The 26,504-nt window shown below is 38.7% G+C and carries 27 protein-coding genes and 2 pseudogenes; 28 read left to right on the top strand and 1 reads right to left on the bottom strand.

From position 1 onward, the window contains the following. Positions 1-323 precede the first annotated feature (323 nt). The 3 genes from upgY to rfbA all read left to right on the top strand — a co-directional run bounded on the left by upgY (position 324) and on the right by rfbA (position 2,416). The gene (gene upgY, locus KO473_RS12265; protein ID WP_005775512.1) at positions 324-860 is read left to right on the top strand and encodes a capsular polysaccharide transcription antiterminator UpgY; all 537 of its coding nucleotides are present in this window, start codon (positions 324-326) and stop codon (positions 858-860) included. Positions 861-879: 19 nt separating this feature from the next. Next, positions 880-1,368 (top strand): UpxZ family transcription anti-terminator antagonist, encoded by a 489-nt coding sequence (locus tag KO473_RS12260; protein ID WP_032537211.1) that lies wholly within the window; start codon positions 880-882, stop codon positions 1,366-1,368. Between the two features lie 157 nt (positions 1,369-1,525). Then, positions 1,526-2,416 carry a glucose-1-phosphate thymidylyltransferase RfbA gene (gene rfbA, locus KO473_RS12255; RefSeq protein WP_122130260.1) on the top strand — a complete coding sequence of 297 codons (891 nt, stop codon included), beginning with the start codon at positions 1,526-1,528 and terminating at the stop codon, positions 2,414-2,416. Positions 2,417-2,552: 136 nt separating this feature from the next. Here the strand turns inward: rfbA and KO473_RS23690 are convergent, their stop codons facing one another. Beyond that, positions 2,553-2,687, bottom strand: coding sequence for a hypothetical protein (locus KO473_RS23690; RefSeq protein WP_256444597.1), 135 nt, complete (start codon positions 2,685-2,687; stop codon positions 2,553-2,555). Positions 2,688-2,745: 58 nt separating this feature from the next. Here KO473_RS23690 and KO473_RS23460 point away from each other — a divergent pair. From KO473_RS23460 to KO473_RS12130, 25 genes and pseudogenes are all read left to right on the top strand, one after another. Beyond that, positions 2,746-2,976 (top strand): annotated as a pseudogene (locus KO473_RS23460) (IS66 family transposase); the annotation flags it as partial. A gap of 135 nt (positions 2,977-3,111) precedes the next feature. Next, positions 3,112-4,449: a nucleotide sugar dehydrogenase gene (locus KO473_RS12245; protein ID WP_022011151.1), complete on the top strand. Its 1,338-nt coding sequence runs from the start codon at positions 3,112-3,114 to the stop codon at positions 4,447-4,449. A gap of 4 nt (positions 4,450-4,453) precedes the next feature. Continuing rightward, positions 4,454-5,512 (top strand): NAD-dependent epimerase/dehydratase family protein, encoded by a 1,059-nt coding sequence (locus KO473_RS12240; protein WP_122130259.1) that lies wholly within the window; start codon positions 4,454-4,456, stop codon positions 5,510-5,512. Positions 5,513-5,979: 467 nt separating this feature from the next. Next, complete coding sequence (locus KO473_RS12235) at positions 5,980-6,504, top strand: GNAT family N-acetyltransferase (RefSeq protein WP_122130257.1); 525 nt, start codon at positions 5,980-5,982, stop codon at positions 6,502-6,504. Then, complete coding sequence (rfbC, locus tag KO473_RS12230) at positions 6,504-7,091, top strand: dTDP-4-dehydrorhamnose 3,5-epimerase (RefSeq protein ID WP_122130256.1); 588 nt, start codon at positions 6,504-6,506, stop codon at positions 7,089-7,091. Before KO473_RS12235 ends, rfbC begins: the two co-directional genes overlap by 1 nt. A gap of 6 nt (positions 7,092-7,097) precedes the next feature. Next, complete coding sequence (locus KO473_RS12225) at positions 7,098-8,525, top strand: lipopolysaccharide biosynthesis protein (RefSeq protein ID WP_008658606.1); 1,428 nt, start codon at positions 7,098-7,100, stop codon at positions 8,523-8,525. Between the two features lie 584 nt (positions 8,526-9,109). After that, positions 9,110-10,240 carry a DegT/DnrJ/EryC1/StrS aminotransferase family protein gene (locus KO473_RS12220; protein ID WP_005795231.1) on the top strand — a complete coding sequence of 377 codons (1,131 nt, stop codon included), beginning with the start codon at positions 9,110-9,112 and terminating at the stop codon, positions 10,238-10,240. Between the two features lie 211 nt (positions 10,241-10,451). Beyond that, positions 10,452-11,462, top strand: coding sequence for a hypothetical protein (locus tag KO473_RS12215; RefSeq protein WP_065344290.1), 1,011 nt, complete (start codon positions 10,452-10,454; stop codon positions 11,460-11,462). A 17-nt stretch (positions 11,463-11,479) separates the two neighbouring features. Then, positions 11,480-12,010, top strand: a complete 531-nt coding sequence (locus KO473_RS12210; RefSeq protein WP_231135650.1) for a DapH/DapD/GlmU-related protein — start codon at positions 11,480-11,482, stop codon at positions 12,008-12,010. A 771-nt stretch (positions 12,011-12,781) separates the two neighbouring features. Beyond that, positions 12,782-13,930 (top strand): EpsG family protein, encoded by a 1,149-nt coding sequence (locus KO473_RS12205; protein WP_022347460.1) that lies wholly within the window; start codon positions 12,782-12,784, stop codon positions 13,928-13,930. A gap of 8 nt (positions 13,931-13,938) precedes the next feature. Beyond that, positions 13,939-15,282 (top strand): Gfo/Idh/MocA family oxidoreductase, encoded by a 1,344-nt coding sequence (locus KO473_RS12200; RefSeq protein WP_122130255.1) that lies wholly within the window; start codon positions 13,939-13,941, stop codon positions 15,280-15,282. Continuing rightward, positions 15,279-16,049: an SDR family oxidoreductase gene (locus KO473_RS12195; RefSeq protein WP_122130254.1), complete on the top strand. Its 771-nt coding sequence runs from the start codon at positions 15,279-15,281 to the stop codon at positions 16,047-16,049. The genes KO473_RS12200 and KO473_RS12195 overlap by 4 nt, the downstream gene beginning before the upstream one ends. A gap of 67 nt (positions 16,050-16,116) precedes the next feature. Next, positions 16,117-16,812: pseudogene (locus KO473_RS12190) on the top strand (SDR family NAD(P)-dependent oxidoreductase). Between the two features lie 12 nt (positions 16,813-16,824). Then, entirely contained in the window at positions 16,825-17,637 is an 813-nt protein-coding gene (locus KO473_RS12185) for a phosphorylcholine transferase LicD (protein WP_005795218.1), read from the top strand. After that, complete coding sequence (locus KO473_RS12180) at positions 17,634-18,722, top strand: glycosyltransferase (RefSeq protein WP_122130253.1); 1,089 nt, start codon at positions 17,634-17,636, stop codon at positions 18,720-18,722. The genes KO473_RS12185 and KO473_RS12180 overlap by 4 nt, the downstream gene beginning before the upstream one ends. Positions 18,723-18,724: 2 nt before the next feature. Further along, positions 18,725-19,828 carry a glycosyltransferase gene (locus KO473_RS12175; RefSeq protein WP_122130252.1) on the top strand — a complete coding sequence of 368 codons (1,104 nt, stop codon included), beginning with the start codon at positions 18,725-18,727 and terminating at the stop codon, positions 19,826-19,828. A 158-nt stretch (positions 19,829-19,986) separates the two neighbouring features. Next, a complete protein-coding gene (locus KO473_RS12170) occupies positions 19,987-21,117 on the top strand; it encodes a glycosyltransferase family 4 protein (protein WP_122130251.1) in 1,131 nt (376 codons plus the stop codon). Further along, positions 21,114-21,728, top strand: coding sequence for a sugar transferase (locus KO473_RS12165; RefSeq protein WP_122130250.1), 615 nt, complete (start codon positions 21,114-21,116; stop codon positions 21,726-21,728). Before KO473_RS12170 ends, KO473_RS12165 begins: the two co-directional genes overlap by 4 nt. A 5-nt stretch (positions 21,729-21,733) precedes the next feature. Continuing rightward, the gene (locus tag KO473_RS12160; RefSeq protein ID WP_065344295.1) at positions 21,734-22,375 is read left to right on the top strand and encodes an acetyltransferase; all 642 of its coding nucleotides are present in this window, start codon (positions 21,734-21,736) and stop codon (positions 22,373-22,375) included. A 38-nt stretch (positions 22,376-22,413) separates the two neighbouring features. Further along, complete coding sequence (locus tag KO473_RS12155) at positions 22,414-22,644, top strand: acyl carrier protein (protein WP_008769455.1); 231 nt, start codon at positions 22,414-22,416, stop codon at positions 22,642-22,644. Between the two features lie 2 nt (positions 22,645-22,646). Next, positions 22,647-23,399 (top strand): SDR family NAD(P)-dependent oxidoreductase, encoded by a 753-nt coding sequence (locus KO473_RS12150; protein ID WP_032532707.1) that lies wholly within the window; start codon positions 22,647-22,649, stop codon positions 23,397-23,399. Positions 23,400-23,407: 8 nt separating this feature from the next. Beyond that, positions 23,408-24,421, top strand: coding sequence for a 3-oxoacyl-ACP synthase III family protein (locus KO473_RS12145; RefSeq protein ID WP_122130249.1), 1,014 nt, complete (start codon positions 23,408-23,410; stop codon positions 24,419-24,421). An 84-nt stretch (positions 24,422-24,505) separates the two neighbouring features. Continuing rightward, positions 24,506-25,639, top strand: a complete 1,134-nt coding sequence (locus tag KO473_RS12140; protein WP_101602620.1) for a DegT/DnrJ/EryC1/StrS aminotransferase family protein — start codon at positions 24,506-24,508, stop codon at positions 25,637-25,639. Between the two features lie 106 nt (positions 25,640-25,745). After that, the gene (locus tag KO473_RS23685) at positions 25,746-25,877 is read left to right on the top strand and encodes a hypothetical protein (RefSeq protein WP_255632470.1); all 132 of its coding nucleotides are present in this window, start codon (positions 25,746-25,748) and stop codon (positions 25,875-25,877) included. A 146-nt stretch (positions 25,878-26,023) separates the two neighbouring features. Next, the gene (locus KO473_RS12130; RefSeq protein WP_122130248.1) at positions 26,024-26,503 is read left to right on the top strand and encodes an HU family DNA-binding protein; all 480 of its coding nucleotides are present in this window, start codon (positions 26,024-26,026) and stop codon (positions 26,501-26,503) included. Position 26,504 lies beyond the last annotated feature (1 nt).

Here is a 26,504-nt window from a genome sequence, read left to right as displayed (position 1 = left end):
TCTATTTTAACATATTAATTATTAGATAGATATCTATGAATAAAAATCTCTTTTTTATCTGTCTGTTTTTATGTTTCGATAATAAAAAAATGAAAACAAAAATGGTGTTCAAATAAACGAACGTTTAAAAACACGTTTTTTTAGTATAATTCGTTTGTTTATAGCTTCTTACCAGACAGGTAATGAGTAACTACAAGAAACCGTGGCAAGAGAGTACAAAGCTTGCTGTATATTACATAAAGTACTCGCAAGTGATTGAATTTCAAGTGTGTGCAAGAAGTTCAAAGCCCCGGGAGAATGTCCTTTTCTGAAATAATCGAATAATGGAAGTGGAGAAAGAAACCGAAATATGGTTCGCTATGCGTGCCACCTACCGTCGTGAGACTGACGCTATGCGGTTGCTTGCGAAAGAGAACTTGGGCTGTTTTGTTCCCATGCAATACAAGATAAGTATAAAGAAAGGAAAAAAAGTCCGTGTCTTGGTTCCTGTTATTCACAATCTGATTTTTATTCACGCTTGTCCTTCCGAAGTGAAGCGTGTCAAGTCTATGGTTGCTTATTTACAGTATATCACCGATACCCGTAGCGGCAAGAAGATAATTATCCCCGACAATGAAATGCAGCGCTTCATCGCTGTAGCCGGCACCTACAGTGACCATCTTTTATACTTTCAACCCGATGAACTCAACCTGTCCAAAGGCACCAAAGTCCGTATTACGGGTGGTGACTTCGAGGGTCAGGAAGGTGTTTTCCTGAAAGTGAAAGGCGCCCGGGATCGTCGCGTGGTCATTGCTATACAAGGTGTCATAGCAGTTGCCATGGCCACCATTCATCCTGATCTTATAGAAGTAATCAAATAATTCATAATTCAAATTTATTATGACTCTTTCCGAAGAAGTAGCTTCCCTTCAGCGTGCCGCGCACGACCTGATGTATTTGGGCATGGACGGGAGTCCCATTTACAGCGATGACTTGTCCCGCCGTAACAATGAAGTTTACCGCTTGACCACAACATTGTATAATTCCGGTATCAAAGGTTCTACGGTTGAAGAGCAGGCCTCTGTCTGTCTCGCTCTCCTGATGGGTTACAACGCATCGTTCATCGACCACGGAGAAAAGCGCGAACATATCCAGGAAATATTAGATCGTTGCTGGGATATCCTCGATACCCTTCCCGCTTCGCTATTGAAGCTCCGCCTGCTTACTGCCTGCTATGGTGAGGTATTCGACGAGCCTTTGGCTGACGAAGCCCGTGCAATTATCGCTTCTTGGGATTCGGTGTCACTTACTACTGAACAGCAAGAGGCTATCAACGAGTTTCAGACTGTGGTGGATAATCCTTATCCGTGGGAGTATGTTGAAGAATAAATTGGGATGAACGAAAGATAGTGATTTTTTGAGTAATCTGTAAGCATTCAATTTAGGGCTCAAAAATGATATATATCTTTGCTGCCAATCAACAAACAACTGTTATGGCTGTATGCCAATAGTTACAAATCAATCGAATTCCCTTTAAGTTTTAATTATGAAAGGTATTGTTTTGGCCGGTGGTTCCGGCACTCGCTTATATCCGATCACTAAAGGGGTAAGCAAGCAGTTACTTCCGATATTTGATAAGCCGATGATCTATTATCCTATCTCTGTACTCATGTTGGCGGGGATTCGTGAAATATTGATTATTTCCACTCCTTATGACTTATCCGGCTTTCAACGTTTGCTGGGTGACGGTTCTGACTTCGGAGTGCGTTTTGAATATGCGGAACAGCCTTCTCCCGATGGTTTAGCACAAGCTTTTATTATTGGAGAGAAGTTTATTGGTGATGATTCAGTATGTTTAGTTTTGGGTGATAATATTTTTCATGGCAATGGCTTTTCGGTTATGTTAAAAGAGGCAGTCCGTGTTGCTGATGAAAAGCAAGAGGCAACGGTGTTTGGTTATTGGGTGAATGATCCGGAGCGTTATGGTGTTGCGGAGTTTGATAAAAGAGGTAATTGTCTTTCCATTGAAGAAAAGCCTAAAGTGCCTAAAAGCAATTATGCCGTTGTTGGACTTTATTTTTATCCTAATAAGGTTGTAGAAGTTGCTAAGAACATAAAACCTTCTGCTCGCGGTGAGTTAGAAATCACAACTGTGAATCAGTATTTCCTGAAAAAAGAACAATTGAAAGTACAGACTTTGGGGCGTGGCTTTGCTTGGTTGGACACAGGTACTCACGACTCTCTGAGTGAAGCAAGTACTTTTATCGAAGTGATTGAGAAACGTCAAGGGTTGAAAATAGCTTGTCTGGAAGGGATTGCACTTCGCCAAGGTTGGATTAATTCTGATAAAATGAAGAAATTGGCTCAGTCTATGTTGAAAAACCAATATGGGCAGTACCTTTTAAAAGTAATTGATGAATTAGCTGCAGACCAGTAATGAATATAATAGAAACCGCCATAAAGGGTGTTGTGATTATTGAACCTCGCTTTTATTGATTCTTAACTCGTTTTGAGTGTCAAGTAACTACTCATCTATACGAATACGTAAGTAAGGGTACGATTTATCGATTGGCCTATCGGACCAATGCTAAAACGGCATCCCAACGTGAATATTGATTCTTTTTTGCCGTATAGGTGACCGAATGTATCGCCATAAAGTTTTTGGCGCCTTTGTCGCTACGGAAGCCACCGCTTCTTTTTTGTTTCACCTTTAAGATTCTGATTCCACCTTCCATCAGATTGTTAAAAAGTTTGGATGACGAAGTTGAGCGAACCATTCGAAAGCTGACTACTCAACGAAGCAGTTCGCTTCATTACGATAGTGACGCAGGAGCTGAAATGGCTGCAATTTATCACAGTGTGATTGGAATAGTGAAGCTTCATGGCAGTTCTATTTGGAACTTCATCGGAACTTTTTTCAAAAATATCTTTAACGGGTGCAGGGATTATGTTAACATGCTCCCTGACAAAATCACTTTGGCTACATGCCAATGTTAAATTCAAAACCAATTAATTAACGAAACTCAGTTTAGGGCACACTTGTGTGCCCTTTCAAAGGGGGTATGCCCTAAATTGAATGCTTACGGTTGTTGTAATGCCAACTAATTAATTGTGGATAAAAGTTAATACGATATGCAAGAATACAAAGATTTGAAAATCGCCGTTGCTGGTACAGGCTATGTAGGTCTCAGCATGGCAGTACTATTGTCACAACATCATAATGTGGTGGCTGTGGATGTGATACCCGAAAAGGTAGAGAAGATAAACCGTCGTGTGTCACCGATACAGGATGAGTATATTGAAAAATACTTTGCGGAAAAGGATTTGAAATTGGCCGCAACCCTTGACGGGAAAGCAGCCTATAAGGATGCGGACTTTGTTATCATAGCTGCTCCCACCAACTACGATCCTGTCAAGAATTTCTTCGATACTCATCATATTGAGGATGTAATAGACTTGGTGTTGGAGGTGAACCCTGATGCCGTTATGGTTATCAAGAGCACTATTCCTGTTGGTTATACACGGTCGCTTTATAAGAAATATGCCCAACTGTTTCAGCTGAAACCAGAATTGAAAGGTAAGCATTTCAACCTGCTCTTCTCGCCTGAGTTCCTTCGCGAAAGCAAGGCACTCTACGACAACCTCTATCCCAGTCGTATCATCGTAGGCTATCCAAAGATCATCGATGGAAAAGAGTTCGATGAGGAGAATACAGCCATTAAATCTATCGGCAATTCCGATGCAGAGGAATATGCGAAGATATTTGCAAAACTTTTGCAAGAGGGAGCGATAAAGGAAGAAATTGATACCTTGTTCATGGGTATGAAGGAGGCAGAAGCTGTGAAGCTATTTGCTAACACCTACCTTGCCCTGCGTGTCAGCTACTTCAACGAATTGGACACTTACGCTGAAATGAAGGGCTTGGATTCACAAGCCATTATCAGCGGTGTGGGGCTTGATCCACGTATTGGTACGCACTACAATAATCCCAGCTTCGGCTATGGCGGCTACTGCCTACCGAAAGACACAAAGCAGTTGTTGGCCAACTATGCAGATGTTCCCCAAAACATGATGTCTGCCATTGTGGAATCAAATAGAACCCGCAAAGACTTCATTGCCAACCAAGTGCTGAACAAGGCCGGCTATTACCATGAGAGTGCGAATTGGGAAGCTGAAAAGGAGAAGGAGGTGGTTATCGGCGTGTATCGCTTGACGATGAAGTCCAACTCCGATAACTTCCGTCAGTCGGCCATTCAGGGCATCATGAAGCGCATCAAAGCCAAAGGGGCCACGACCATTATCTACGAGCCCACCCTGGTGGACGGGGAATCTTTCTTCGGTAGTAAGGTAGTCAACGACCTCGATGCCTTCAAGCGGCAGTCGCAAGCCATCATTGCTAACCGCTACGATGCGTGCCTGGACGACGTGAGGGAGAAAGTATATACGCGTGACATTTTTAAAAGGGATTAGTTTCATGTTGGAATACAATATAGATTTGAAAGGCAAGACTATTCTTGTCACAGGTGCCGCAGGTTTCATCGGCAGCAATCTGGTGAAACGGTTACTAACAGACTTTGACAATATCAAAGTTATCGGCATCGACTCTATTACTGATTACTACGATGTCAATCTCAAATACGAACGTCTGACGGAAATAGACAGTCTGTCTAAGGATTGGACGTTCCTCAAAGGCAGCATCGCCGACAAAGCACTCATTGAGAACGTTTTCACCGAAAACAAGATAGATGTAGTAGTCAACCTCGCCGCACAGGCAGGTGTACGTTACAGCATTACTAACCCCGACAGCTATATCGAGAGCAACCTCATCGGTTTCTACAACATATTGGAAGTCTGCCGTCACCATGAGGTAGCACATTTGGTCTATGCCAGCAGTTCCTCTGTCTATGGTAGCAACAAGAAGATACCCTATTCCACCGATGATAAGGTGGACAATCCTGTCAGCCTCTATGCTGCCACCAAGAAAAGCAACGAACTGATGGCGCACGCTTACAGCAAACTATATAATATCCCATCTACAGGTCTTCGTTTTTTCACTGTCTATGGTCCTGCCGGTCGTCCAGACATGGCATACTTCGGTTTCACGAACAAACTCGTGAAAGGTGAGACCATTAAAATATTCAACTACGGCAACTGCAAGCGTGACTTCACCTACGTTGATGACATAGTAGAAGGAGTAGTCAGAGTGATGCGACACGCTCCCGAAAGACGAACAGGTGAGGACGGTCTGCCCGTTCCTCCCTATACCATATATAATATAGGCAATAACCAACCCGAGAACCTGTTGGATTTTGTCACCATCCTGCAAGAAGAACTCGTTCGCGCTGGTGTACTTCCAGCTGAATACGACTTTGAGGCACACAAGGAACTCGTCCCCATGCAGCCTGGTGATGTTCCTGTCACTTACGCGGACACAACACCCTTGGTGCAAGATTTCGACTTCAAACCATCGACCCCTTTGCGTGAAGGACTGTGTAAGTTTGCGGAATGGTACAATGGGTATTATAATAAATGAACGTAAAATTAAAATATTTTTTAAGTTTTCAAAATTCTCAACAGTTCGTTTCATAATGGTTTTGAGAAATTTTGAGGAGAAATGGACGCTTAGTGTGTCACGAGGATTATAATATAAATCTATATATGGATATAATTTGTAACTTTAAAAGAGATGAAGGTAGATCTTCCGCATTCGGTGTGCAGGCATTGATTACAAACCACTTTGTGCTGCCTTTCAAGACTCATCAAAACCAAGATGTTAAGCAAATTTTGGGATAAGGACTGATAAATCAAGTGTCTATCTCTATGACCCATGATAAAAACAAAACACGATGAATCAATCCATCAAAATAACTCCAAGAGTAATCGCAAATTTTGCGAGAAGACTTAAAAAAATGGAAGCATAGCATTTGTGCAGTTGATAAAGTACTCCCACTGAGGACAAGTGTCATCGTTCTTTTGAAGATGAAATATAATAATTGAAATATGAAAATAGTATTAAGACCAATCACATTGCAAGATGGAGTTCATCTTGTAAAGTGGCGTAATGACGAAAGAGTGATTAACCATTGTCTCAGTCGAGCAACAATTACTGAAGAATCAAATAAAGAGTTCTACGAGAATTTTGTGAAGACAGGCAAATATAAGCAGTTCATGGTGGAACGCTTGAATGAGGATTTCCCTATCGTAGCATATCCTATTGCAACTGTATATCTGAAGGATATGGACTACACCAACAAGCGTTGTGAGCTGTGTATTTTCACCAGTACAGATACAGAGTGGACACCAGATAGCCAGAGTATGGCTATTCGTATGCTTGTTGATAAAGCTTTCACGGAATATGGTATGCATAAGGTGTATTCGTACGTATTCTATAAGTATCCCGATGAAGTAGAATTGCTTAAGAACGCAGGATTCTCTGCAGAAGCTATTCTTAAAGATGAGGCTCTCAATGCCGAAGGGAAGTATGAAGACATTGTTAGATTAAGCATTATTAATACTGAAAAGTAATGAACGTAATCAAAACTACCATTGAAGGCGTAGTTGTCATTGAACCCAAAGTGTTTAAGGATTCAAGAGGATATTTCGTCGAATCCTTCTCACAACGAGAGTTTGATGAAAAAGTTGCTATACCCCAATATGGTAAACCAATACTATTCGTACAGGACAACGAAAGTATGTCCAGCTATGGGGTAATGAGAGGCCTTCATTTTCAGTTACCTCCGTTCACTCAATCCAAATTAGTCCGTTGTGTCAGAGGTAAAGTTCTTGACGTAGCCGTTGACATCCGCAAAGGCTCACCCACCTACGGACATCACGTTGCTGTGGAGTTGACGGAAGATAATCATCGCCAGTTCTTTGTACCAAGAGGCTTTGCGCATGGCTTTGCTGTTCTCAGTGAAACCGCTGTCTTCCAGTATAAATGTGACAACTTCTATGCACCACAGGCAGATGGAGGCATCTCCATTAAGGACGAGAGCCTTGGTATTGATTGGTGTATACCGATGGACAAAGTAATTCTATCCGAGAAAGACACACAACACGAATGTTTAAAAGGCTTTACCCCCCCCTTTGATATTGAGGTTTCTTTGTATTAATGATATATGGCAAAGGCTAATGGAATAATAGGTTCATTATTGTGGAAATCAGGTGAACGGATAATGGTGCAAGGAATAGGTTTGTTGGTTCAGATAATCCTCGCCCGTCTTCTTATGCCTGAAGATTTTGCGAGCCTTGCGATTATTACCGCTATAGTCAACTATCTTGGTATCTTTGTGCAATGTGGTCTGTCAGCCGCAGTCGTCCAGAAGAAAGACCTATCAGAGATAGATGTATCCACATTGACTACGCTTAGTCTTTTGGTGGCATTAATTCTGTATGTAGGCTTGTTTCTTATGGCACCCGTGATTAATTCGTGGTACAATATGGAAGAACTTGTGTGGCCAATCAGAGTAATGGGTATAGCATTGTTCTTATACTCCTTCAATTCCATACAGAGCGGATTATTGCAGAGAAAAATGATGTTCCAAACTATGTTTGTCCGTAGTTTGCTTGCCACTCCTATATCAGCGGTCATCGGTATAACTATGGCCTATTTAGGGTGTGGAGTATGGGCACTTATTTGTTACGTCTTGTCGAATATTCTGGCAATAGTCATATTTATGAATATGCTTCCAGAAATACGTTTGAGGCTTGGATTCTCAAAACAAAGCGCAAAAGCATTGTACTCTTTCAGCCTTAAGATATTAGGAACTAATCTTGTAAGTGCAGGAGGCGACACTATCCGTACGATGACCATAGGAAAGGTTTACAAGCCTGCTACACTTGCGTATTATGACCGGGCATATACTTACTCTGGTCTTGTTACTCAAGTAGTAAATACTTCAATATCATCAGTCCTATTGCCTGTCTTTTCCAGATCACAAGACGATAAAAGTCACATTAAGGAGATGGCTCGCCGTTCCGTCAGTATGTCGGCATTTGTGATGATACCTGTTCTGCTTCTTGTGGCGCTTGTATCAAAGCCATTGATTTTAATTGTCCTAACAGATAAATGGCTACCGTGTGCCCCATTCTTAAGTCTGTTCTGTTTGCTTAGAATTCCAGGTATCATAACATCTGTAGATAAACAAGTATATCTCTCTTTATGGAAAAGCCAGATAGGGTTGTATTATGAGATGATTCTTTTGGCAATCAACTTACTATCCCTCGTCTTGATGATTCCATACGGAGTGTTCGCTATTGCAATAGGCTATGTTGTAGTCGAGTTTGCTGGCAATTTTATGCTATGTGTTATCAGTGATAAAGTCTATAACTACTCTTTGATTGAGAGAACTAAAGATTTGATTAAACCCGTTTTCTCTTCCATAATAATGTTAGCTTGTGGCTATCTTCTGTCTCTCATAGAACTCCCTCTGTGGATGACTTTGATATGTCAAGTATTGGTATGTTCAGTTATATATCTGTTCATGCAATACATCCTAAGAGATAGCAGTTTAGCATTTATTATAAACAAGTTCAGAAAGAAATAAAATAGGACAACAAAGACAATCTGGAATAGAACTGTTGCGCTTGTTGGCAATGTTTGGAATAGTATTAAGTCACTGGGGAGGACACGGTTCGTGGAAACTAACACCAGACAATACGAATCTTATCAACAAAGTTTTCATTCAGCTATGCAATATTTTGGAGAGGTAGGCAATTGCATATTTGTGATGATTACGGGATTCTTTTTGGCCTCCATTTCATTGGAAGGTTTGCAATCCTGCCGATTATAGGCGCATTAGGCTTGTTCTTACTCTTTAGCAAGATGAATATCACATCTACTATTATCAACTTACTTGCTCAAAGTGCGTTTGCAGTTTATTTGATTTCAGAAAATCCAAATGTCTATCCATGGTTTTGGAAACGAGTGTTCGACAATATCGATTATTTCAACACTCCTTATATGATTGGAGTGGCACTCCTGCAATGTGCCATTGTATTCGTTACCTGTATTACCATAGATATGTTGTACAAGAGATTACAGAAATTGATTGAATTTCGACATCGATAAAGATTTTAAGATGTTCAAAATCAATACATAGGTATATGTAAATATTAAATTTTATTTATCATGATTAATGTTTTTCAACCTACTTTAGGGGGGGAGGAATTAGCCCGCATCAAAGAGGTTTTCGATTCCAATTGGATTGGAAAAGGTAAACTCGTCAACGAGTTTGAGAAGAAATGGGCTGAACACGTCGGTTCGACTGCAAATAGAGTGCTGACAACAAACTGTTGTAGCGAAGGGTTATTCTCTTCTATGCACCTTTGCGACATCAAACCAGGTGATGAGGTCATCCTTCCTACCATCAGTTTTGTCGGAGCTGGCAATGCAGTTTGTGCCAACGGCTCAAAGATGGTTCTTTGTGATGTTGACCCACGCACACTTAATGCTCGTGCTGAAGACATCGAAAAGTGCATTACATCCAAAACAAAAGCAATACTTCTTCTTCACTTCGGAGGAATTGCCTGCGGGATGGACGAGATTATGGCATTGGCTGATGCCCACAATCTGAAGGTTATAGAGGATTGTGCAGCAGGAGTATGTTCTTCCTACAAAGGAAAGGCATTAGGAACATTCGGAGACATCGGTATGTGGTCATTTGATGCCATGAAGATTCTTGTTTGTGGCGATGGTGCAGCTTTACATTTTAGAGACCCTGAATTACGAGAGCGAGCTGAGAAGTGGCTCTATTTCGGACTTGAAGCCAAAAGCGGATATGAGAACAGTGTAGCTCAGAAGTGGTGGGAGTTCGACATCAGTTCATTCGGCCATCGCGCCATCATGAATGATGTGACAGCAGCCATGGCTCTTGAGCAATTCAAGAGACTGCCGTCCTTTATGGAAGCACGTTCAAAAGTTCACGAGTTCTATAACGAAAACCTTAAAAATGTCAATTGGCTAGACCTTCCTCTGCCTATAGCAGTAGGTTGTACTACGTCATATTATTTCTATCACATTCAGGTTAAGAACGGCAAGCGAGATGAGCTGGCAAAATACCTGCGCGACCGCGGAATTTACACTACTTATCGCTACTTCCCGCTTCACAGAGTCCCAGGCTATGGTGTTCATGCATCTTGTCCTAATGCAGACTATGCGGTCGACAACACTCTTTGCATGCCGATGCATCAAAGCCTCTCGCTCGATGACTTAACCTTGATTGTCGATACAATCAAGGAGTTTGGCTCTAAGTATTGTTAATGCTTGATGATTTAAAACTCCTTGGATAGTATGAAAAAGTTTATCAACATAAAATTCTTATGCATATGTGGTTAACTGGTGAGGATGTACAAAAGATAGCTACTATATAAACGCCTTTGTAAAATAACCCAAATGGCAGCTGGCAATATAGGTAGTTTCTTTGGAATGTGGTTCAATACTACCTGCCAGTTCAAAATGTAATTTTTAAAATATGGAATATAAATACAATTATGTCATCTTTAATTCACCTGATAACAAGTTAAGAGTAGACAATGACGGTTACTATACAATTTGTACAAAAGATCTGGAAAATTTAGAGCAGGCAAGAGTTGTTTCATATCCGTTGGATAAACACCTTTATTGGATACGGTTGCTTTTTGCTTTACACACATCTGAAAAAATTTCAAAACATATAAAGTTGCCTTTTCAGAATCTTTGGTATCCGCTATATTTTAAAAATAATTTTTCTGTACAACTACCTATATGTTTTATAATAATAAGTCGTAGCCTACCGTTAGGCTATTTACATTATCTCAAGAAGAAGTATCCTGATTGTAAAATTGTACACATACACAGGGACTTTCTTTCAGTCGGGCAAAGAATGAGACCAGATTTGCATTTTAATCCAATTTTTGATTTAGAAATGACTTATGATGAGGCTGAATCAAAAGAATATAATATCCCACATTTTGACGAATTTGAGTCTGCAATAGAAATAACAAGAGAGAAAGAGTTTGAGTCCGATGTTTTTTTTGCAGGAAAAGCAAAAGATCGACTTCCATTATTGTCAAGAGCATATAATCAGTTAACAAAAGCTGGTCTTAAAGTATTCTTTTACCTTACACAAGTGCCAAAAAAAGAGAGAATAGAATTACCAGGAATAGTGTATTCTGATACTTTTATGTCATACAGGGAAATGCTTTATCATTCCGTAAACACAAGGTGTATGCTTGATATTACGCAGAATAATCAACAAGGTTATACATCTCGTTTTTTAGAAGCTGTTATTTATGGAAAGAAGTTAATAACGAGTTGTAACTATGTACAGAAATCTAAGTTTTATGATAGAAATAAAATTCAAGTCCTTGAAGATATGAATAATATAAACATTGATTTCATTACGGAAGGAACTGGTTTTGTTGATTATGGCTATCATGGTGAATTTTCTCCTTTGAATATGGTAGAAAGAGTTGAAGAAGAGTTAAATAAATTATTTAGTTAATTGTGTTAAATTTGTTTGTGAGATTAGTTAACTTATACTGGCGTTTTCTTGTGTCTCCAGAAAAGTATGCTTTACATATTGGCGTAAAAATAGGTAAGAATTGTTTTATTGCTACAAGAGAGTGGAGTAGTGAACCTTATTTGATATCAATAGGTAATAATTGTCAAATAACAAGAAATGTCTATATACACACGCATGGTGGAGGTCAAGCAGTACGCAATATTTGTCCAGAGTTTGATGCATACGGAAAAGTAACAATTAACGATTGGGTTTATATAGGAGCAAATTCTCATATAATGCCAGGAGTAACAATAGGTGAAGGATGTTTGATAGCAGCGGGAAGTGTGGTTACAAAATCCGTCCCCAAAAATTGTGTAGTTGGCGGAAATCCTGCAAAAATAATTTGTTCTACTAACGATTTTCTAAACAGGAATCACTTTTACAACCTGAACACTAAAGGAAAATTTAAAAACTCAGAGGAGAAGAAGGCATATTTAATGAGTATCCCAGAAGAAAAATTTATCAAAAAAGAGTTGCTTAAAAAATAACTCTCAAATATAGTATTATGAACTTATCTAAGATTATACCAATACGATATAATTTAGGCAATTTAAGTCAGTATAGGACTCTATTGATGGGAATGTCCATCATTATGGTTTTATTATGTCATGTGCGAATGGATGGCACACAGTTGCCAGATGTCGTTTTAAGTATATTATTGTTAGGCAATTGGGGTGTTGACATTTTCCTTTTAGTTCCAGGGATAGGAATGTATTATTCCATTATACATTATTACTCCTTTACTCTATAAACTTCTCAGTTCTTCGTATAAATATTTAAATTTAGGTGTTTTACTTGTTATTGTTATGATAATTTATGTTTGCTCAGTAGGAGATAATACTATAGTAAATACGATATAAAGCTGCTTGTCTCGTACTCCATGTTGTCTTATAGGCTTATGTATCAGCAGTGAGGTAAAAGAATCAAAAAAATCATACCTTATTTAATTCCGATAATTTTGTACATAGTATTACAAATCTTTGATATCTTCTCGGCTGTATATAAAGGTTGGATTAGGGCTTTATTGATAGCAGTTCTTTTTGCTCAACTATTTTCTTATATGTTTCGTAGCCGTCTTTATAATGTTACTTAATTATATTGGGAAGTACATATTGGAGTTATATAGATATCTCCAAAAATATTCTCATTCAATTTATGGGTTTAAGCACATCTTATTGGCTTCTATTAATTTGTGGCAGTATAGTATTCGCGTTTCTATATAATGTAGTATTCTTAAAAATATTCAGCGAAGGTTTGAAATGGAGTTGACAATTGTATATATCATAATAGTATTATTATTAGCTTTTACATCCAATAACAAAGGTGTCAACATTTTGTTAGTGTTAACCCTTTATCTTTTGCTGGCATTTGAGCATTCAGATCAAGATTATTTAGTCTATGTTAAATCTTATGATACTGTAGGTGCTGGCAATATTCTTGAATTGTTGGGATACGAACCCTCCTTTTTCTTATTTTGCATGTTAGGTAATAAATATGGTTTATCATTTGATGCAGCAAGGGCAATTATTTGCTTATTTGAAGTTTTTGCTATATGGTCAACCATTAAAGTATTTACAAATAAAATTGCATGTGTTATAGCTCTCTTCTTGATTTTTCCAGCAACAGCTGATGCTGAACTATTTCGATGGCTGGCAGGAATGTGTGTGGTTATCTTTGCGTTGCCTTATTTGATTAGAGGAGAGTCGAAGTGGGATTATCTAATGTATTCTAGTTTGGTCGTAATAGCGACTACTCTTCATACATCATGTTTATTTTTTATACTTTACAATCTTCTTTGTATAAAAGATAGAAAGATTCTATCTATTGTTGTTTTAATTGCATTTATAGTGCTTTTTGTAACTGCTCAAACAAGATTATTATACAAAATAATCGCTTTTCTCCCTATTCCAGATACTCTTAATGATAAGTTTCAACTGACAGGAGAGTCAAATATATTTGGTTTGATTGGTTTGACTATTAGATATTTTTTTGTATTGAGCTTAGGGTACTTTATCTATATAAAATCTTATTTTATTGCAAAAAAGAGTATAAAGTCTTTTGAACACTTCTCTTTCAATAGATTTAAGTATCCACAATATGAAATGTCTGTTTTGTTGTTTAATAAATTGTTTAGTATAAATATTATTTCGCTTTTGCTTATAGTTATTGCTATATATACACCCCAAGTTCAACGTTTATTTCATGTATTGTTGTTTATAAATTATGTGGCAGCGGTAAGTTTGTATAAAGAGAGTAAAAACAAGTCGGTACTGACTGTCGCTTTCTTGTGTTGTATAATAACATTGCTGTTGCATCTAATTAATGGCGAGCAAAATGTAGCGATTTTGCTTAGCCATTTTAAGGAGGGTTTTTTAGTAAATTTGATATCCTGTATCAACAATTGGTAATATAGGAAATGACAAGAGTAATAACATACGGCACATACGACCTTCTGCACGAGGGTCATATTAACATTCTTCGTCGAGCAAAAGAACTTGGCGACTACCTTATTGTTGGTGTCACCAGCGATAGCTTCGACAGAGGTAGAGGGAAACTCAATGTGCGCAATAACGTTTTAGAGCGCGTTGAGGCAGTCAAGGTGACAGGCTATGCTGATGAGGTAATTATTGAAGATTATCTTGGTCAGAAGATTGATGATATCCAGCGATATGATATTGATATATTCGCCATCGGATCTGATTGGAAAGGTAAGTTCGACTATCTCAGCGAATATTGCAAGGTTGTTTATCTTCCTCGTACCGAAGGCATCTCTTCTACTATGCTTCGAGAGCAGACAGAAGAGGTGTACCGCATTGGTATTGTTGGCTCAGGAAGAATAGCTAAACGTTTTGTTCCTGAAAGTAAGGTGGTCAGTAGTGCAAATGTAACAGCTGTTTTCGACCCCAACAAGGAAAATGCTGTTGCTTTTGGAAAATTATTTGGTGTAAAGCCATTTTCGGATAGTTTTGAGGATTTTCTTGAGGAAGTGGATGCTGTTTATGTGGCATCGCCCCATCTTACCCACTATGATTACACCAAAAAGTCTCTTTATGCTGGCAAACACGTGCTCTGTGAGATACCTTTTATGCTCAATTCTGAACAGGCTCGCGAGCTTTATGAGTATGCCGAGGCTCACGACATTGTCCTCTTGGAGGCCAGCAAGACCGCCTTCAGTCCGTCGTTCAATCATCTTGTGACGTTGGTAAAGAGTGGAGTGATTGGTGATGTGGTAGATGTAAAGACATCACTCTCAAAGATGGTTGACGCTCCCACTCGTGAACTCGATGCTTCTCTGGCAGGTGGAGCGATGAACGAGCATGCCCCGCTTAACATGATGGCTATCGTGAAGCTGTTAGGAAAGAACTATACCAAGGTGGACTTTTACTCAAAAGTAGAGAATGGAGTTGATATATATACAAAGGCAAACATCTGCTATCCACACGCAACTGCTTCAATGACTTTGGGTATTGGAGTGAAGACTGAGGGTAATATGATTATCTCTGGCACGAAGGGTTATGTATATGTTCCTGCTCCATGGTGGCTAACTGACTTCTTTGAGATTCGATATGAAGACCAGACAAAGAACAAGAAGTATTTCTACAGCTATGATGGTGAAGGACTCCGCTATGAGATACAGGAGTTTATGTCAATGATTGTGAATCATCGCAAGAGTTCATACAAACTCCGTCGGAGAGAGAGTATTGCTATAGCTGAGGTAATAGAGAAATTCAATAAGAAAGATAATTTTAATGAAATATGAGAAAAGCATTAATTGTTGGAGGTGCAAATGGCATTGGCTTGTCTATTGCAACCCAATTGTCAAATCGTGAAGATTGCGAAAGGGTCTATATTGTTGATAAAGCCCTTATTGCAGAGCAATATTTGAATCAAAAATTTGAGAGCATACAGTTTGACCTTATTACTGAAGATTACTCAATATTTGATAGCTTTAAAGATGTAGATACCCTTATGATAACAGCTGGATTTGGAAAGCCGAGCCTCTTCAAGGATATTGCTGAGCAGCACATAACAAGTTCTTTTAGCGTGAATGCTGTGGCTCCAATAAGAATCATCCATCATTTCATGGACAAGCTCGTAGGAAAAGAGGATTTTCGTTGTGGCGTAATGGTAAGCATTGCTGGCTTTATGTCTTCACCTTTCTTTGCCGTTTATGGTGCGACAAAGGCTGCACTCAAGATTTTTATTGAGAGTCTGAATGTCGAGCTTGAGAAGGGCGGAAGCACTAATCGCATACTAAATGTTTCCCCTGGTTCTATCAGGGGCACGAGTTTCAATAATGGGAAGACAGACCTTTCTGTTACAGAAGCATTGGCAAACGAGATTATTGAACATCTCGAAGCAAAGGATGATTTATTCATCCCTCAGTATGAGGAAATCTTCAAGCAAGTGCTCGCACGCTATAAAGCTGACTTTAGAGAAGAGGGAAGACACAGTTATGAATATAAATTGAATCGTATGAAATCAGAACGATTACCCCTCCCACACCCAACTGCACAAGTGAAATAGAAATTTTTTACTTCTACCATATTGTTTTACAATTAAAGAGCGAATCGTTTGCAGAAAGGAGAGCCGCATGAAATACGCAGTTGTAACAGGAGGCACTTTTGGAATGGGTTTAGGTGTTGCCAAGATGTTAGTTAGCAAAGGATATTATGTTTTTGCAACATACATTGGTCCAGATTTCACAGAACATGTTGCGAACTTCAAAGCTATCAAAACCGATCAGACGAATCGTGAGGAAGTGTATAGGTTCATCAATTATGTGAAAAGCAAGACAGATCATTTGGATTGTTTGCATTGCAATGCAGGTATGAGCATACGTAAGTCATTTACTGAATATACCGATAAGGATTGGGATATGATGATGGAAGTAACTGTCAATTCGCATTATATTATGTGTCGATAGTTGTTCCCTATCATTCCCGATGGCAGTCGTATCCTTTTCACAGGCTCGCAGATGGGTGTACATCCCCATGTAATGGTCTTGGCTTATGGTGTCATCAAATCGACTGTTCATGCCCTTTGTAAGAATCTTGTGAAGGAGTTTGAGGGAACAGGAACAACGGTAAATACCATTGTCCCTGGGTTTGTGGAGACACCATGGCAGAAAGAAAAACCGGAAGAGATTAAACAAAACATATATAAGAAGACAGCTATTCACCGTTTTGCTACTATTGATGAGATTGTTGATGCATTCAGATTTTGCATAGACAATCCTTTTATAAATGGCAGTTTGATAGAGGTGAATGGTGGCTATAACTTTAAATAGTAAAGAGATAAAATGATAAAGGTTATAAAGGAATTGACATTTGAAGAACTGCATCATCATTTACTTGAAATAGCAAAAGCATTTGATGCAGTCTGTAGAAAAAACAATATTCCATATTATATGTTAGGAGGAACCATGTTGGGGGCTATTCGTCATAAAGGTTTCATACCTTGGGATGATGATATGGATTTTGGGGTGCCGAGAAAATATTTTGATACTCTTATTGAAATATTTGAACGGGATTTGCCTTCTAAATATAAATGCCGTACAATTTATAATTCAAGGAACATAACACTACCATTTTATAAAATAGAAGATACAACAACCAAGTGTCAAAATAATCAGTATTACGGCAAAATACAAGATTTCTTTGGATTAAATATCGATATATTCCCTCTCGACAGCTGTGATCCTCACAATCACGATGTTAAGAACCTGTTGTGGCTTGTTGATAAATATGCGAGAATATATACACGTGCAGCTAATGATAGTAAGAAAAAAGAGTTTATTAAGAGAATAATTAGATTCTTTATACCTTTTTCTAAAAAAACGATATATAATTATATTGAGAGAAAAGCTCACGCACTTTCACCAGGTAATTATTTAGGGAATCTTTATGGACGTTGGAAAGAAAAAGAAATTATACCAACGGAATGGTATGGAAACAATTCATATTATTCGTTTGAGGATTCATATTTCCAAGGTTTTGTAGAGTATGACAAATATTTAACACGACTTTATGAATCATATATGGAGTTACCACCAGAGGAAAAACGTACAACTCATTCAGGTAAAGTAGTAAAGATTGAAAGGCAAGAGAAATGAAAAGAATTACTTGCTTTACCTCGAACCTAACAGGAGGGGGAGCTGAGCACCAGTTGACAATTCTCTCAAACCTTTTGGCAGAAAAGGGTTATGATGTTACTATTGTAACATACAACAACATTCCAGACCATTATGTCCTAGATAAAAGAATAAAGAGAATTCTCCTCAATGTTGATGGGAAGAACAATATCATTAAGCAATTGATTATCTCAAAATTCTTTTTTACACATAAGACTGATTGTATCATCAGTTATAGGTCTGTGCCAAATTTCATATTGTTGCTCCCCCTTTTTATAACAAGAAAGCCTAAGATTATTGTGAGTGAAAGAAATACGACGATAGTTCCTAGCTTTCGCGAGATAATCAATTACAACATACTATACAACAGGGCTGACCATGTTGTCCCAAATAGTCACACACAGGCAAAATATCTTAAAGGACTAAATAAAAAATGGAAAGACCGTATAACAACAATCACAAACTATACAGATGTAGAAGAGTATTCGGTAAAGCCTGTTCCTAAAAGCACTGAAGTTATCAAAATAGGTGTATTTGCACGACTTTTTCCTCAAAAGAACTACGAGAGATTCTGTTTTATGCTCTCAAAATTAAAGACTTTTTCAGATAGGCAATTTTGCGTATATTGGTATGGTGATAAGAAAGAGGGAGAATTCATAAAAGGCTCTATTCACATACATCAATTGATTGAAGAGTATCATATTGCAGATGTGTTTAAAGTAAAGGAAGCTGTGAGTAACGTCGCTGATTATATGAATCAGTTCCATGCAATGTGCTTACCATCTTTATACGAAGGATTTTCAAATTCCATTTCAGAATATATATGTTGTGGAAAGGCTGTTTTGTGTAGTGATGTGAGTGACAACCACATAATGGTACATGATGGGGTTAATGGTTTCCTGTTTGCCCCAACAGATGTAAATTCCATGTGTGACGCTTTTTGTAAATTCTTTCAGCTAACACAAAACCAAATTATTGAAATGGGTATAAATAGCAGACAAATTGCTGAAACATTATTTGATAAAGATAATTTTATTAACTCATATGTCAGACTTATAGAAGACTGATTATGAAGATACTACAGGTAATAACTTCCCTTCAAATAGGTGGAGCGGAGAAACTCATTTCTGAAATATCTCCATTGCTGCGAGACAAGAGGCATGAAGTGGATGTGCTGGCTTTCGATGGAGTGGAAACACATTTCAAGAAATCTCTCGAAGAGGCTGGCATTAAGGTCTATAGCTTCAGTAAAAACTGTAATGTCTATAATCCCCTTGGGATTCTCAAGTTGGTAAAGATGATGAGAAACTATGATATAGTACATACACATAACACTGCTCCACAGCTATTTGCTGCCATAGGCAGCATGGTATGCTCGGTGCTGCTCGTCACCACCGAGCATACCACTTCCAATCGCAGACGCAATTGGAAGTGGTATGCTCCTATCGACAGATGGATGTATAAACGATATAGCAAAGTGATTTGTATATCCAATCAAGCAGAGGAAAACCTTAAGGCGTTTCATCCTTCGTTGAAAAACGTATGTACTATTTACAATGGCGTAGATGTACAAAAATTCTATGACGCAAAGCCTCTTGAATACATACGAAGTGAGAAAACGACTGTTGTGATGGTGGCTGGATTTAGGTATCAAAAGGATCAAGATACGCTCATCAAATCATTCAGTCATCTTGACGAAAATAGATTTGAATTATGGCTTGTTGGAAATGGAGAACGCCGTCCAGAGTTAGAGTGTTTGATTAAAGAACTCAATCTTGAATCAACTGTTAAGCTTATGGGAATAAGAGCTGACATACCTGAAGTCTTACAGTCAGCAGATATAGTAGTGATGTCTTCACATTTTGAAGGTCTTTCTCTGTCAAACGTGGAGGGGATGTCTGTCGGCAAGCCATTCATCGCAAGTGATGTTGACGGTTTAAGGGAGGTCGTAAGCGGATATGGACTACTTTTCCCACATGGAGATGACAAAGAACTCGCTTCTATTATTAAAAGGCTTGCAGAAGATAAGGATTTTTATAAACAGATAGCAGATAAATGTTGGGAACGCGCTCAGATGTATGACATAAAGAAGATGGTTGATTCTTATAATGACTTATTTGTCAGTCTGAAAAGGGATTTAACATGCTCTCTGCCCGCACAAGTGAAGCCTTGATGGCTAATGGAGCGATACCATCGGTGGCGGGACGGATTATGCGTCACTTTTACCTGTAAATATTACAAAATAACTTAAAGTTTAATCAATAAGATAGCTCAATGTGTGCTGTAATATCTCTTAGGGCATTATAGACGTACAGTGAGTGCTTACATATAATGAAACGTAAATTGCTTCGAATCACAACTATCTCAGATAGTTTATTTGGATTGTTAAAAGGACAACTGAATTTTTTTAATCATTATTATGATGTTGTTGGAGTAGCGTCTGGTAATAAGTATTTGACTTCCGTAGCATTGAGAGAAGGTGTAAGGGTCATTGATGTACCAATGAAACGCGAAATTAATTTATTTTTCGATATTCAATCTTTAATAATATTAATTGCGCTATTTATTAAAGAACGTCCTTATATTGTTCACACTAATACGCCAAAGGCAAGTTTGCTATCAATGATAGCAGCCTGGATTACAAGGGTACCAAATCGTATTTATACCGTAACTGGTTTAAGGTTCGAAACAACCACTGGGACATTGCGTTATGTACTTATGATTATGGAAAGAATTACATGTTGGTGTGCAACGAAAGTGATACCTGAAGGTGAGGGAGTAAAGCGAACTTTGTTAGCAGAAAAAATTACCAATAAAACTTTGCATGTAATTCTTAATGGTAATATTAATGGTATTGATATAGAATATTTCCAGCGATCTCGTGGTGTCATATTGAGTGCTGATATTTTTATGAGTGATTCATTTACATATATTTTTGTCGGCCGTTTAGTGAAAGATAAAGGTATAAATGAATTAATTCATGCTTTTGTTAGATTATATCAACGATATTCTGGAATTCGTTTGTTGCTTGTTGGTTCATTTGATTCTAAATTAGATCCACTAGAAGAAAATACTTATCAATTAATACATAATCATGAGGCTATTTCCTTTGTGGGTTTTCAAGAAGATGTACGCCCTTGTTTTGCAGCTGCAGATGTCCTTACTTTCCCGAGTTATCGAGAAGGGTTTCCTAATGTAGTTCTTCAAGCTGGGGCAATGGGACTTCCAGCTATAGTGACGGATATTAGTGGCTGTAATGAAATAATAGAAGATGGAGTTAATGGAAAAATAATAAAACCTAAAGATGAAACATTATTGTATGAAACAATGAAATGGTTTTATGAACATAAGGATAGGGAAGTGTTGAGTATGGCAAAGCAGGCTCGTCCCATGGTTGTAAGCCGATATGAACAAAATAAAGTTTGGGAAGCGTTATTAAAAGAATATCAATCATTAGAATGAATACGTATTATAATTTTACAAAGAGGTTAGTGGATTTCTTTGTTGCTTTTTGTGTGCTAATTGTTCTTGCTCCTCTGTTGCTTATTATAGCCATTATTTTGTGTTTTGCTAATAATGGAAAATGTCTTTTTTTTCTTCAGGAGAGGCCCGGAAGGCATGGTAAAATCTTTAAAGTCATCAAATTTAAAACTATGACAGATGAACGTGATGCAGAAGGAAACTTACTTCCGGATGATAAACGATTAACGAAGGTTGGTAAATTTGTTCGTTCTACTTCGATTGACGAGCTTCCACAGTTGATTAATGTTTTGAAGGGTGATATGTCCTTTATTGGTCCCCGTCCGTTGTTACCTCAATATCTTCTTTTATACAATAAAGAACAGGCTCGTCGGCATGAAGTCCGTCCCGGGATAACCGGTTGGGCTCAGGTAAATGGGCGTAATGCTATTTCATGGACAAGGAAGTTTGAGTTGGATGTGTGGTACGTAGATCATTGTTCGTTTTTACTTGATTTGAAAATTTTTGTTCTGACCATTAAAAAGGTTTTTGTGCGTGAGGGTATCAGTTCTGATACTTCTGTTACGATGGAGCCTTTCACTGGTAATAATTAGTATTTATGAAAAAGATAGCAGTTTATGGTGCCGGTGGGTTTGGCCGTGAAGTGGCTTGCATGTTGAGACACATAAACAATATAACCCCTACTTGGGATTTGGTTGGTTTTTTTGACGATGGAAAAATCACCGGTTATGAAACAGGATATGGAAAAATTCTGGGAGGATTACAAGAGTTAAATCAATATTCCGAAATGCTTTCTGTAGTGATTGCTATTGGTAATCCCCAGGTGGTATCTGTCTTGGTATCCTCAATCACCAATCCTTTAATCGATTTTCCCAATATCATAGCTCCGGATGTTCTATTGTTGGATAAAGAAAACATTACTTTGGGTAAAGGAAATTTGATCTGTTCGAACTGTTGGCTAAGTTGTAATGTACACTTCGGTAATTTTAATGTATTGAACGTTGGAGTTACTGTTGGGCATGATTCAGTATTGGGAGACTTCAATTCATTGATGCCCGCTACCAAAATATCGGGTGAGGTAAAAATAGGTAATTGTAATTTCTTTGGTGTTTCATCTGTTGTCCTTCAGCAGATTGTTATTGGAAATAATACAGTCGTTGGAGCTAACAGCTTGATTATAAAGAAGACAAAGGACGGGTTTACCTATGTTGGAAGTCCGGCTTTGAAAGTAGAGTATTAACATAAAGGATTAAAAGTATATAATATATTAAATGTAATATGGATTTAAATGATTTTATTTTGAAATTCTCGGAGCAGTTTGATGAAACTGACGTGAATGATTTTACGGGCGATACTTGTTTCAAATCATTGGATGAGTGGTCATCTTTGATGTCATTATCTATTATAGCGATGGTAGACGAAGAATATGGTATTCGTATAAAAGGTGATGACATTAAGTTGTCTGAAACAATTCAGGATTTATATAACATTGTACGTAGCCGCCAGTAAGTATGTATTCTCCTTTTTCATTGGAAAATAAGAGCATTCTTATAACAGGAGCTTCTTCTGGGATTGGACGTGCCATAGCAATAGAATGTTCCCGTATGGGCGCACACCTGCATCTTACAGGACGTAACGAAAAGCGCCTGTTGGAAACATTATCATTTTTGGATCAGTGTAATCATCATACCGCTTTAACTGCAGATTTGTCTTCTGCCGACCAAATCGACAATTTGGTTGACTCTCTTGAAGGAAAGCTTGATGGTGTTGTCCAATGTGCAGGTTTTACTATTCCAAAGCCTTTTCAATTTATTTCTTCGGAAGATATAAGCGCTATCATGGATGTGAATTATAAGGCTCCTGTTCTTCTGTCTCAAAAGTTAGTCAGACGAAAAAAAATCAATAAGAATGCCTCTATTGTTTTCATTTCTTCTATATCCGGAGTTTATGTTTCCTCGGTTGGCGGTTGTCTGTATTCCGGATCTAAAGGAGCAATTAATGGCTTCTTAAAAGGTATGGCTCTTGAGTTATCTTCTAAACGTATACGTGTAAACAGTGTCAATCCCGGGATGATCGATACGAATATTTATGAGGATGGTGTGATCACAGACGATCAATTGTCCGAGGATGCCAAACGTTATCCTCTGGGTAGATATGGTAAACCGGAAGAAGTGGCCTATGCTGTGGTTTATTTACTTTCTGATGCCAGCTCTTGGGTGACGGGTACTAACCTTCTGATAGACGGCGGATATACATTATTGTAGAAATTGTAATGGTAAGAAAAGCATATATAAAACAAATAGATTATTATCTTCCTGCCGATGTTGTGAGCAATGAAGATATCGTTACAGATTTTCCTGAGTGGAGTGTTGAAAAGATTGCCCGGAAGGTGGGCGTAAATAAGAGACATGTCGCTTCAAAAAATGAAACGGCCTCCGATTTGGCAATAAAGGCAGCAGAACGTCTTTTGGGCAAAGGTGAAGTTTCTCGGGATGAAATAGATTATGTTCTATTTTGTACTCAGAGTCCAGATTATTTTTTACCTACATCTGCCTGTATTATTCAAGATAAATTAGGTTTGCGTCGTAATATCGGTGCACTTGATTTCAATTTAGGCTGTTCAGGATATGTCTATGGTCTGTCTTTGGCGAAAGGTTTGATATCATGTGGTGTTGCAAACTCAGTCCTTTTGTTGACAGGCGAAACATATAATAAACATCTTCATCCCAAAGATAAAGGTAATAGAACTATTTTTGGCGATGCTGCATCGGCTACTGTGATCAGTACAAACGGGATTTCGGAAATCGGTGATTTTAGTTTGGGGACGGATGGTAGCGGAGCCGATAATTTGATAGTGCGGTCTGGTGGCATGCGTATTCCTGAAAAGCGATGCGATTTGTCGTTTGATGAGAATAATAATCCTGTTTCATCTGATTATTTATACATGAATGGGGCTGAGATATTTACCTTCACATTGGATAATGTTCCTCCTCTTATTGATGATGTATTGTCTAAGAACGGTTTAGCTAAAGATGATATAGATCTGTACGTTTTTCATCAGGCTAATAAATATATGTTGAACTTTCTAAGAAAGAAGATACATATTGAGGAAGAACGTTTTTATTATTGCTTGTCTGAGGTTGGTAACACTGTTTCTAATAGCATTCCCATTGCTTTGAAAACCGCTTTAGATGACGGAGCTATTAATGGTAAGATGAAGGTGGCTATTGCCGGTTTTGGTGTTGGTTATTCTTGGGGAAGTACGATTCTCTATTTTAATTCATGAGATTGTTTCTTTTTTGGTTGTTTGTTCCTTATTACGTATGGCGTAATCGAGGTAAAAAGCAATGAATTAAATATTATATTATTTATGAACAAACGAATCTGGCTTTCGCTTGCTCACATGGGTGGCCGTGAGCAAGACTTTATAAAAGAGGCTTTTGATACGAACTGGGTTGTTCCTTTGGGACCTAACGTGGATGCTTTTGAGCTATCTTTGGTCGAATATTTACATGAAGACCGCCATGTGGTGGCCTTGAGTGCTGGAACGGCTGCACTTCACTTGGGCTTGATTCTTCTGGATGTGAAGCCCGGTGATGAAGTGATCTGCCAAAGTTTTACTTTTGCCGCCTCTGCCAATCCGATTTCTTATCTGGAGGCCAAACCTGTTTTTGTGGACAGTGAGAAGGATACCTGGAATATGGATCCGGTATTGCTCGAGGAGGCCATAAAGGATCGTTTGCGCAAGACGAGTAAGCTTCCGAAAGCGATTATTCCGGTTCACCTTTATGGCATGCCTGCTAAGATGGACGAGATCATGGAGATTGCCGGTCGTTATGGGATTCCGGTTCTGGAAGATGCTGCCGAGGCGTTGGGTTCGGAATTGAACGGACAGAGATGTGGAACCTTTGGCGAACTGGCAGCGCTTTCTTTCAATGGGAATAAGATGATTACCACTTCCGGTGGAGGTGCTCTGATTTGTCGCACGGAGGAAGAGGCCCGGCAAACAAAGTTCTATGCGACGCAGGCTCGTGATGCCGCTCCACATTATCAGCATACCCACATCGGTTACAACTATCGGATGAGTAATATTTGTGCGGGTATCGGTCGTGGGCAGATGTTTGTCCTCGATGAACATGTTGCCCGAAGACGGGCTATACATACTCTTTATACGGAGCTGCTTAAGGACGTTCCCGGTATAACGGTTCTTCAAAACTCTGATGGGAGGTTTGATTCAAATTTCTGGTTAACTTGTATTCTGGTTGATCCGAGTGTTGCCGGTAAGACTCGTGAGGACATTCGTTTGAAACTGGATGCTGAGAATATAGAGACTCGTCCGTTATGGAAGCCTATGCATCTTCAGCCTGTATTTGTAGATGCTCCATTCTATGGAAACGGTACGAGTGAACACTTATTCGATATCGGGCTTTGTCTGCCTTCAGGACCGACATTGACAGATGAAGATATCAGGAGAGTAGTAGATACGATCAGACAAGATATGTAAAAGTATACCCGTTGGGGTATAAATAAATGCTGTGCTCCCACTTTTATACCATATCGGGTATAAAAGTGGGAGTCTTTTATTATACTTGTGCCCCAACGGATATAATATGGAAAATCAAACGATAACAGAATACGTAAAACAAATGCGTAGGGAAACCGGACTAATACAGGTGGATCTGTCAGAGAAAGCCGGTGTAGGATTAGGTTTTGTACGTGCGTTGAAACTGTTGATAATGTGATACTTGTAACTTTCCATGAGGGATCGGTTCCGGAAGCCCTATTTCCCTTTGTCATCTTCTTGTAAATGTTCACCTTTGCAATGTTGATCAACGAAATGTGAATAAAATCAGTAGTAGTAACATTAAAAAAAAGGAGATATAGGAATATGACTTTATTTTATAAAGCAGTGCAATCGACCATGGCAACTAAGGCCGGTGACAAGAAGTGGCATTTGAATCTGGTGAAGATAGGTAAAACGGTGTCCACCCAGCAACTGGCAGAGATGATTGCGGAGAAGTCGTCATTGACCCCGGGTGATGTGCATAATGTGGTCCGGAACTTAATGACGGCAATGCGCAGCGAGTTATTGAACAGTAAGACGGTACGCCTGGAAGGGTTGGGTACTTTTACGATGAAGGCGCGTAGCCGGGGGAGGGGAGTAGACAAAGAGGAGGATGTCAATCCGAACCAGGTGGGAGCTCTTCTCTGTCACTTCACACCGGAATATACCCGGCCTGCCGCTATTGGCACTACCCGTGCTTTGCTTCAGGGTGTTGAGTTTCAGAAGATAGGCAGTATCGGCACTTCGGGCGGTAATGGCTCTGGAAATGGTGATGGAGACATTGTGGATGATCCGACTGCATAAT

It is taken from the genome of Bacteroides sp. HF-4919, from assembly GCF_018860125.1.
The sequence above is the reverse complement of the archived record's forward strand: the minus strand, read 5'-3'. Positions and strand labels throughout refer to the sequence as shown.

Coding starts and splice junctions, on each gene's coding strand:
- KO473_RS12165 (WP_122130250.1), top strand. CDS start 21,114: ATGAATACGTATTATAATTTTACAAAGAGGTTAGTGGATTTCTTTGTT.
- KO473_RS12235 (WP_122130257.1), top strand. CDS start 5,980: ATGAAAATAGTATTAAGACCAATCACATTGCAAGATGGAGTTCATCTT.
- KO473_RS12175 (WP_122130252.1), top strand. CDS start 18,725: ATGAAGATACTACAGGTAATAACTTCCCTTCAAATAGGTGGAGCGGAG.
- KO473_RS12245 (WP_022011151.1), top strand. CDS start 3,112: ATGCAAGAATACAAAGATTTGAAAATCGCCGTTGCTGGTACAGGCTAT.
- rfbC (WP_122130256.1), top strand. CDS start 6,504: ATGAACGTAATCAAAACTACCATTGAAGGCGTAGTTGTCATTGAACCC.
- KO473_RS12130 (WP_122130248.1), top strand. CDS start 26,024: ATGACTTTATTTTATAAAGCAGTGCAATCGACCATGGCAACTAAGGCC.
- KO473_RS12260 (WP_032537211.1), top strand. CDS start 880: ATGACTCTTTCCGAAGAAGTAGCTTCCCTTCAGCGTGCCGCGCACGAC.
- KO473_RS12240 (WP_122130259.1), top strand. CDS start 4,454: ATGTTGGAATACAATATAGATTTGAAAGGCAAGACTATTCTTGTCACA.
- KO473_RS12220 (WP_005795231.1), top strand. CDS start 9,110: ATGATTAATGTTTTTCAACCTACTTTAGGGGGGGAGGAATTAGCCCGC.
- KO473_RS23685 (WP_255632470.1), top strand. CDS start 25,746: ATGGAAAATCAAACGATAACAGAATACGTAAAACAAATGCGTAGGGAA.
- KO473_RS12225 (WP_008658606.1), top strand. CDS start 7,098: ATGGCAAAGGCTAATGGAATAATAGGTTCATTATTGTGGAAATCAGGT.
- upgY (WP_005775512.1), top strand. CDS start 324: ATGGAAGTGGAGAAAGAAACCGAAATATGGTTCGCTATGCGTGCCACC.
- KO473_RS12160 (WP_065344295.1), top strand. CDS start 21,734: ATGAAAAAGATAGCAGTTTATGGTGCCGGTGGGTTTGGCCGTGAAGTG.
- rfbA (WP_122130260.1), top strand. CDS start 1,526: ATGAAAGGTATTGTTTTGGCCGGTGGTTCCGGCACTCGCTTATATCCG.
- KO473_RS12205 (WP_022347460.1), top strand. CDS start 12,782: ATGGAGTTGACAATTGTATATATCATAATAGTATTATTATTAGCTTTT.
- KO473_RS12195 (WP_122130254.1), top strand. CDS start 15,279: ATGAGAAAAGCATTAATTGTTGGAGGTGCAAATGGCATTGGCTTGTCT.
- KO473_RS12155 (WP_008769455.1), top strand. CDS start 22,414: ATGGATTTAAATGATTTTATTTTGAAATTCTCGGAGCAGTTTGATGAA.
- KO473_RS12200 (WP_122130255.1), top strand. CDS start 13,939: ATGACAAGAGTAATAACATACGGCACATACGACCTTCTGCACGAGGGT.
- KO473_RS12140 (WP_101602620.1), top strand. CDS start 24,506: ATGAACAAACGAATCTGGCTTTCGCTTGCTCACATGGGTGGCCGTGAG.
- KO473_RS12145 (WP_122130249.1), top strand. CDS start 23,408: ATGGTAAGAAAAGCATATATAAAACAAATAGATTATTATCTTCCTGCC.
- KO473_RS12150 (WP_032532707.1), top strand. CDS start 22,647: ATGTATTCTCCTTTTTCATTGGAAAATAAGAGCATTCTTATAACAGGA.
- KO473_RS12170 (WP_122130251.1), top strand. CDS start 19,987: ATGAAACGTAAATTGCTTCGAATCACAACTATCTCAGATAGTTTATTT.
- KO473_RS12180 (WP_122130253.1), top strand. CDS start 17,634: ATGAAAAGAATTACTTGCTTTACCTCGAACCTAACAGGAGGGGGAGCT.
- KO473_RS12215 (WP_065344290.1), top strand. CDS start 10,452: ATGGAATATAAATACAATTATGTCATCTTTAATTCACCTGATAACAAG.
- KO473_RS12185 (WP_005795218.1), top strand. CDS start 16,825: ATGATAAAGGTTATAAAGGAATTGACATTTGAAGAACTGCATCATCAT.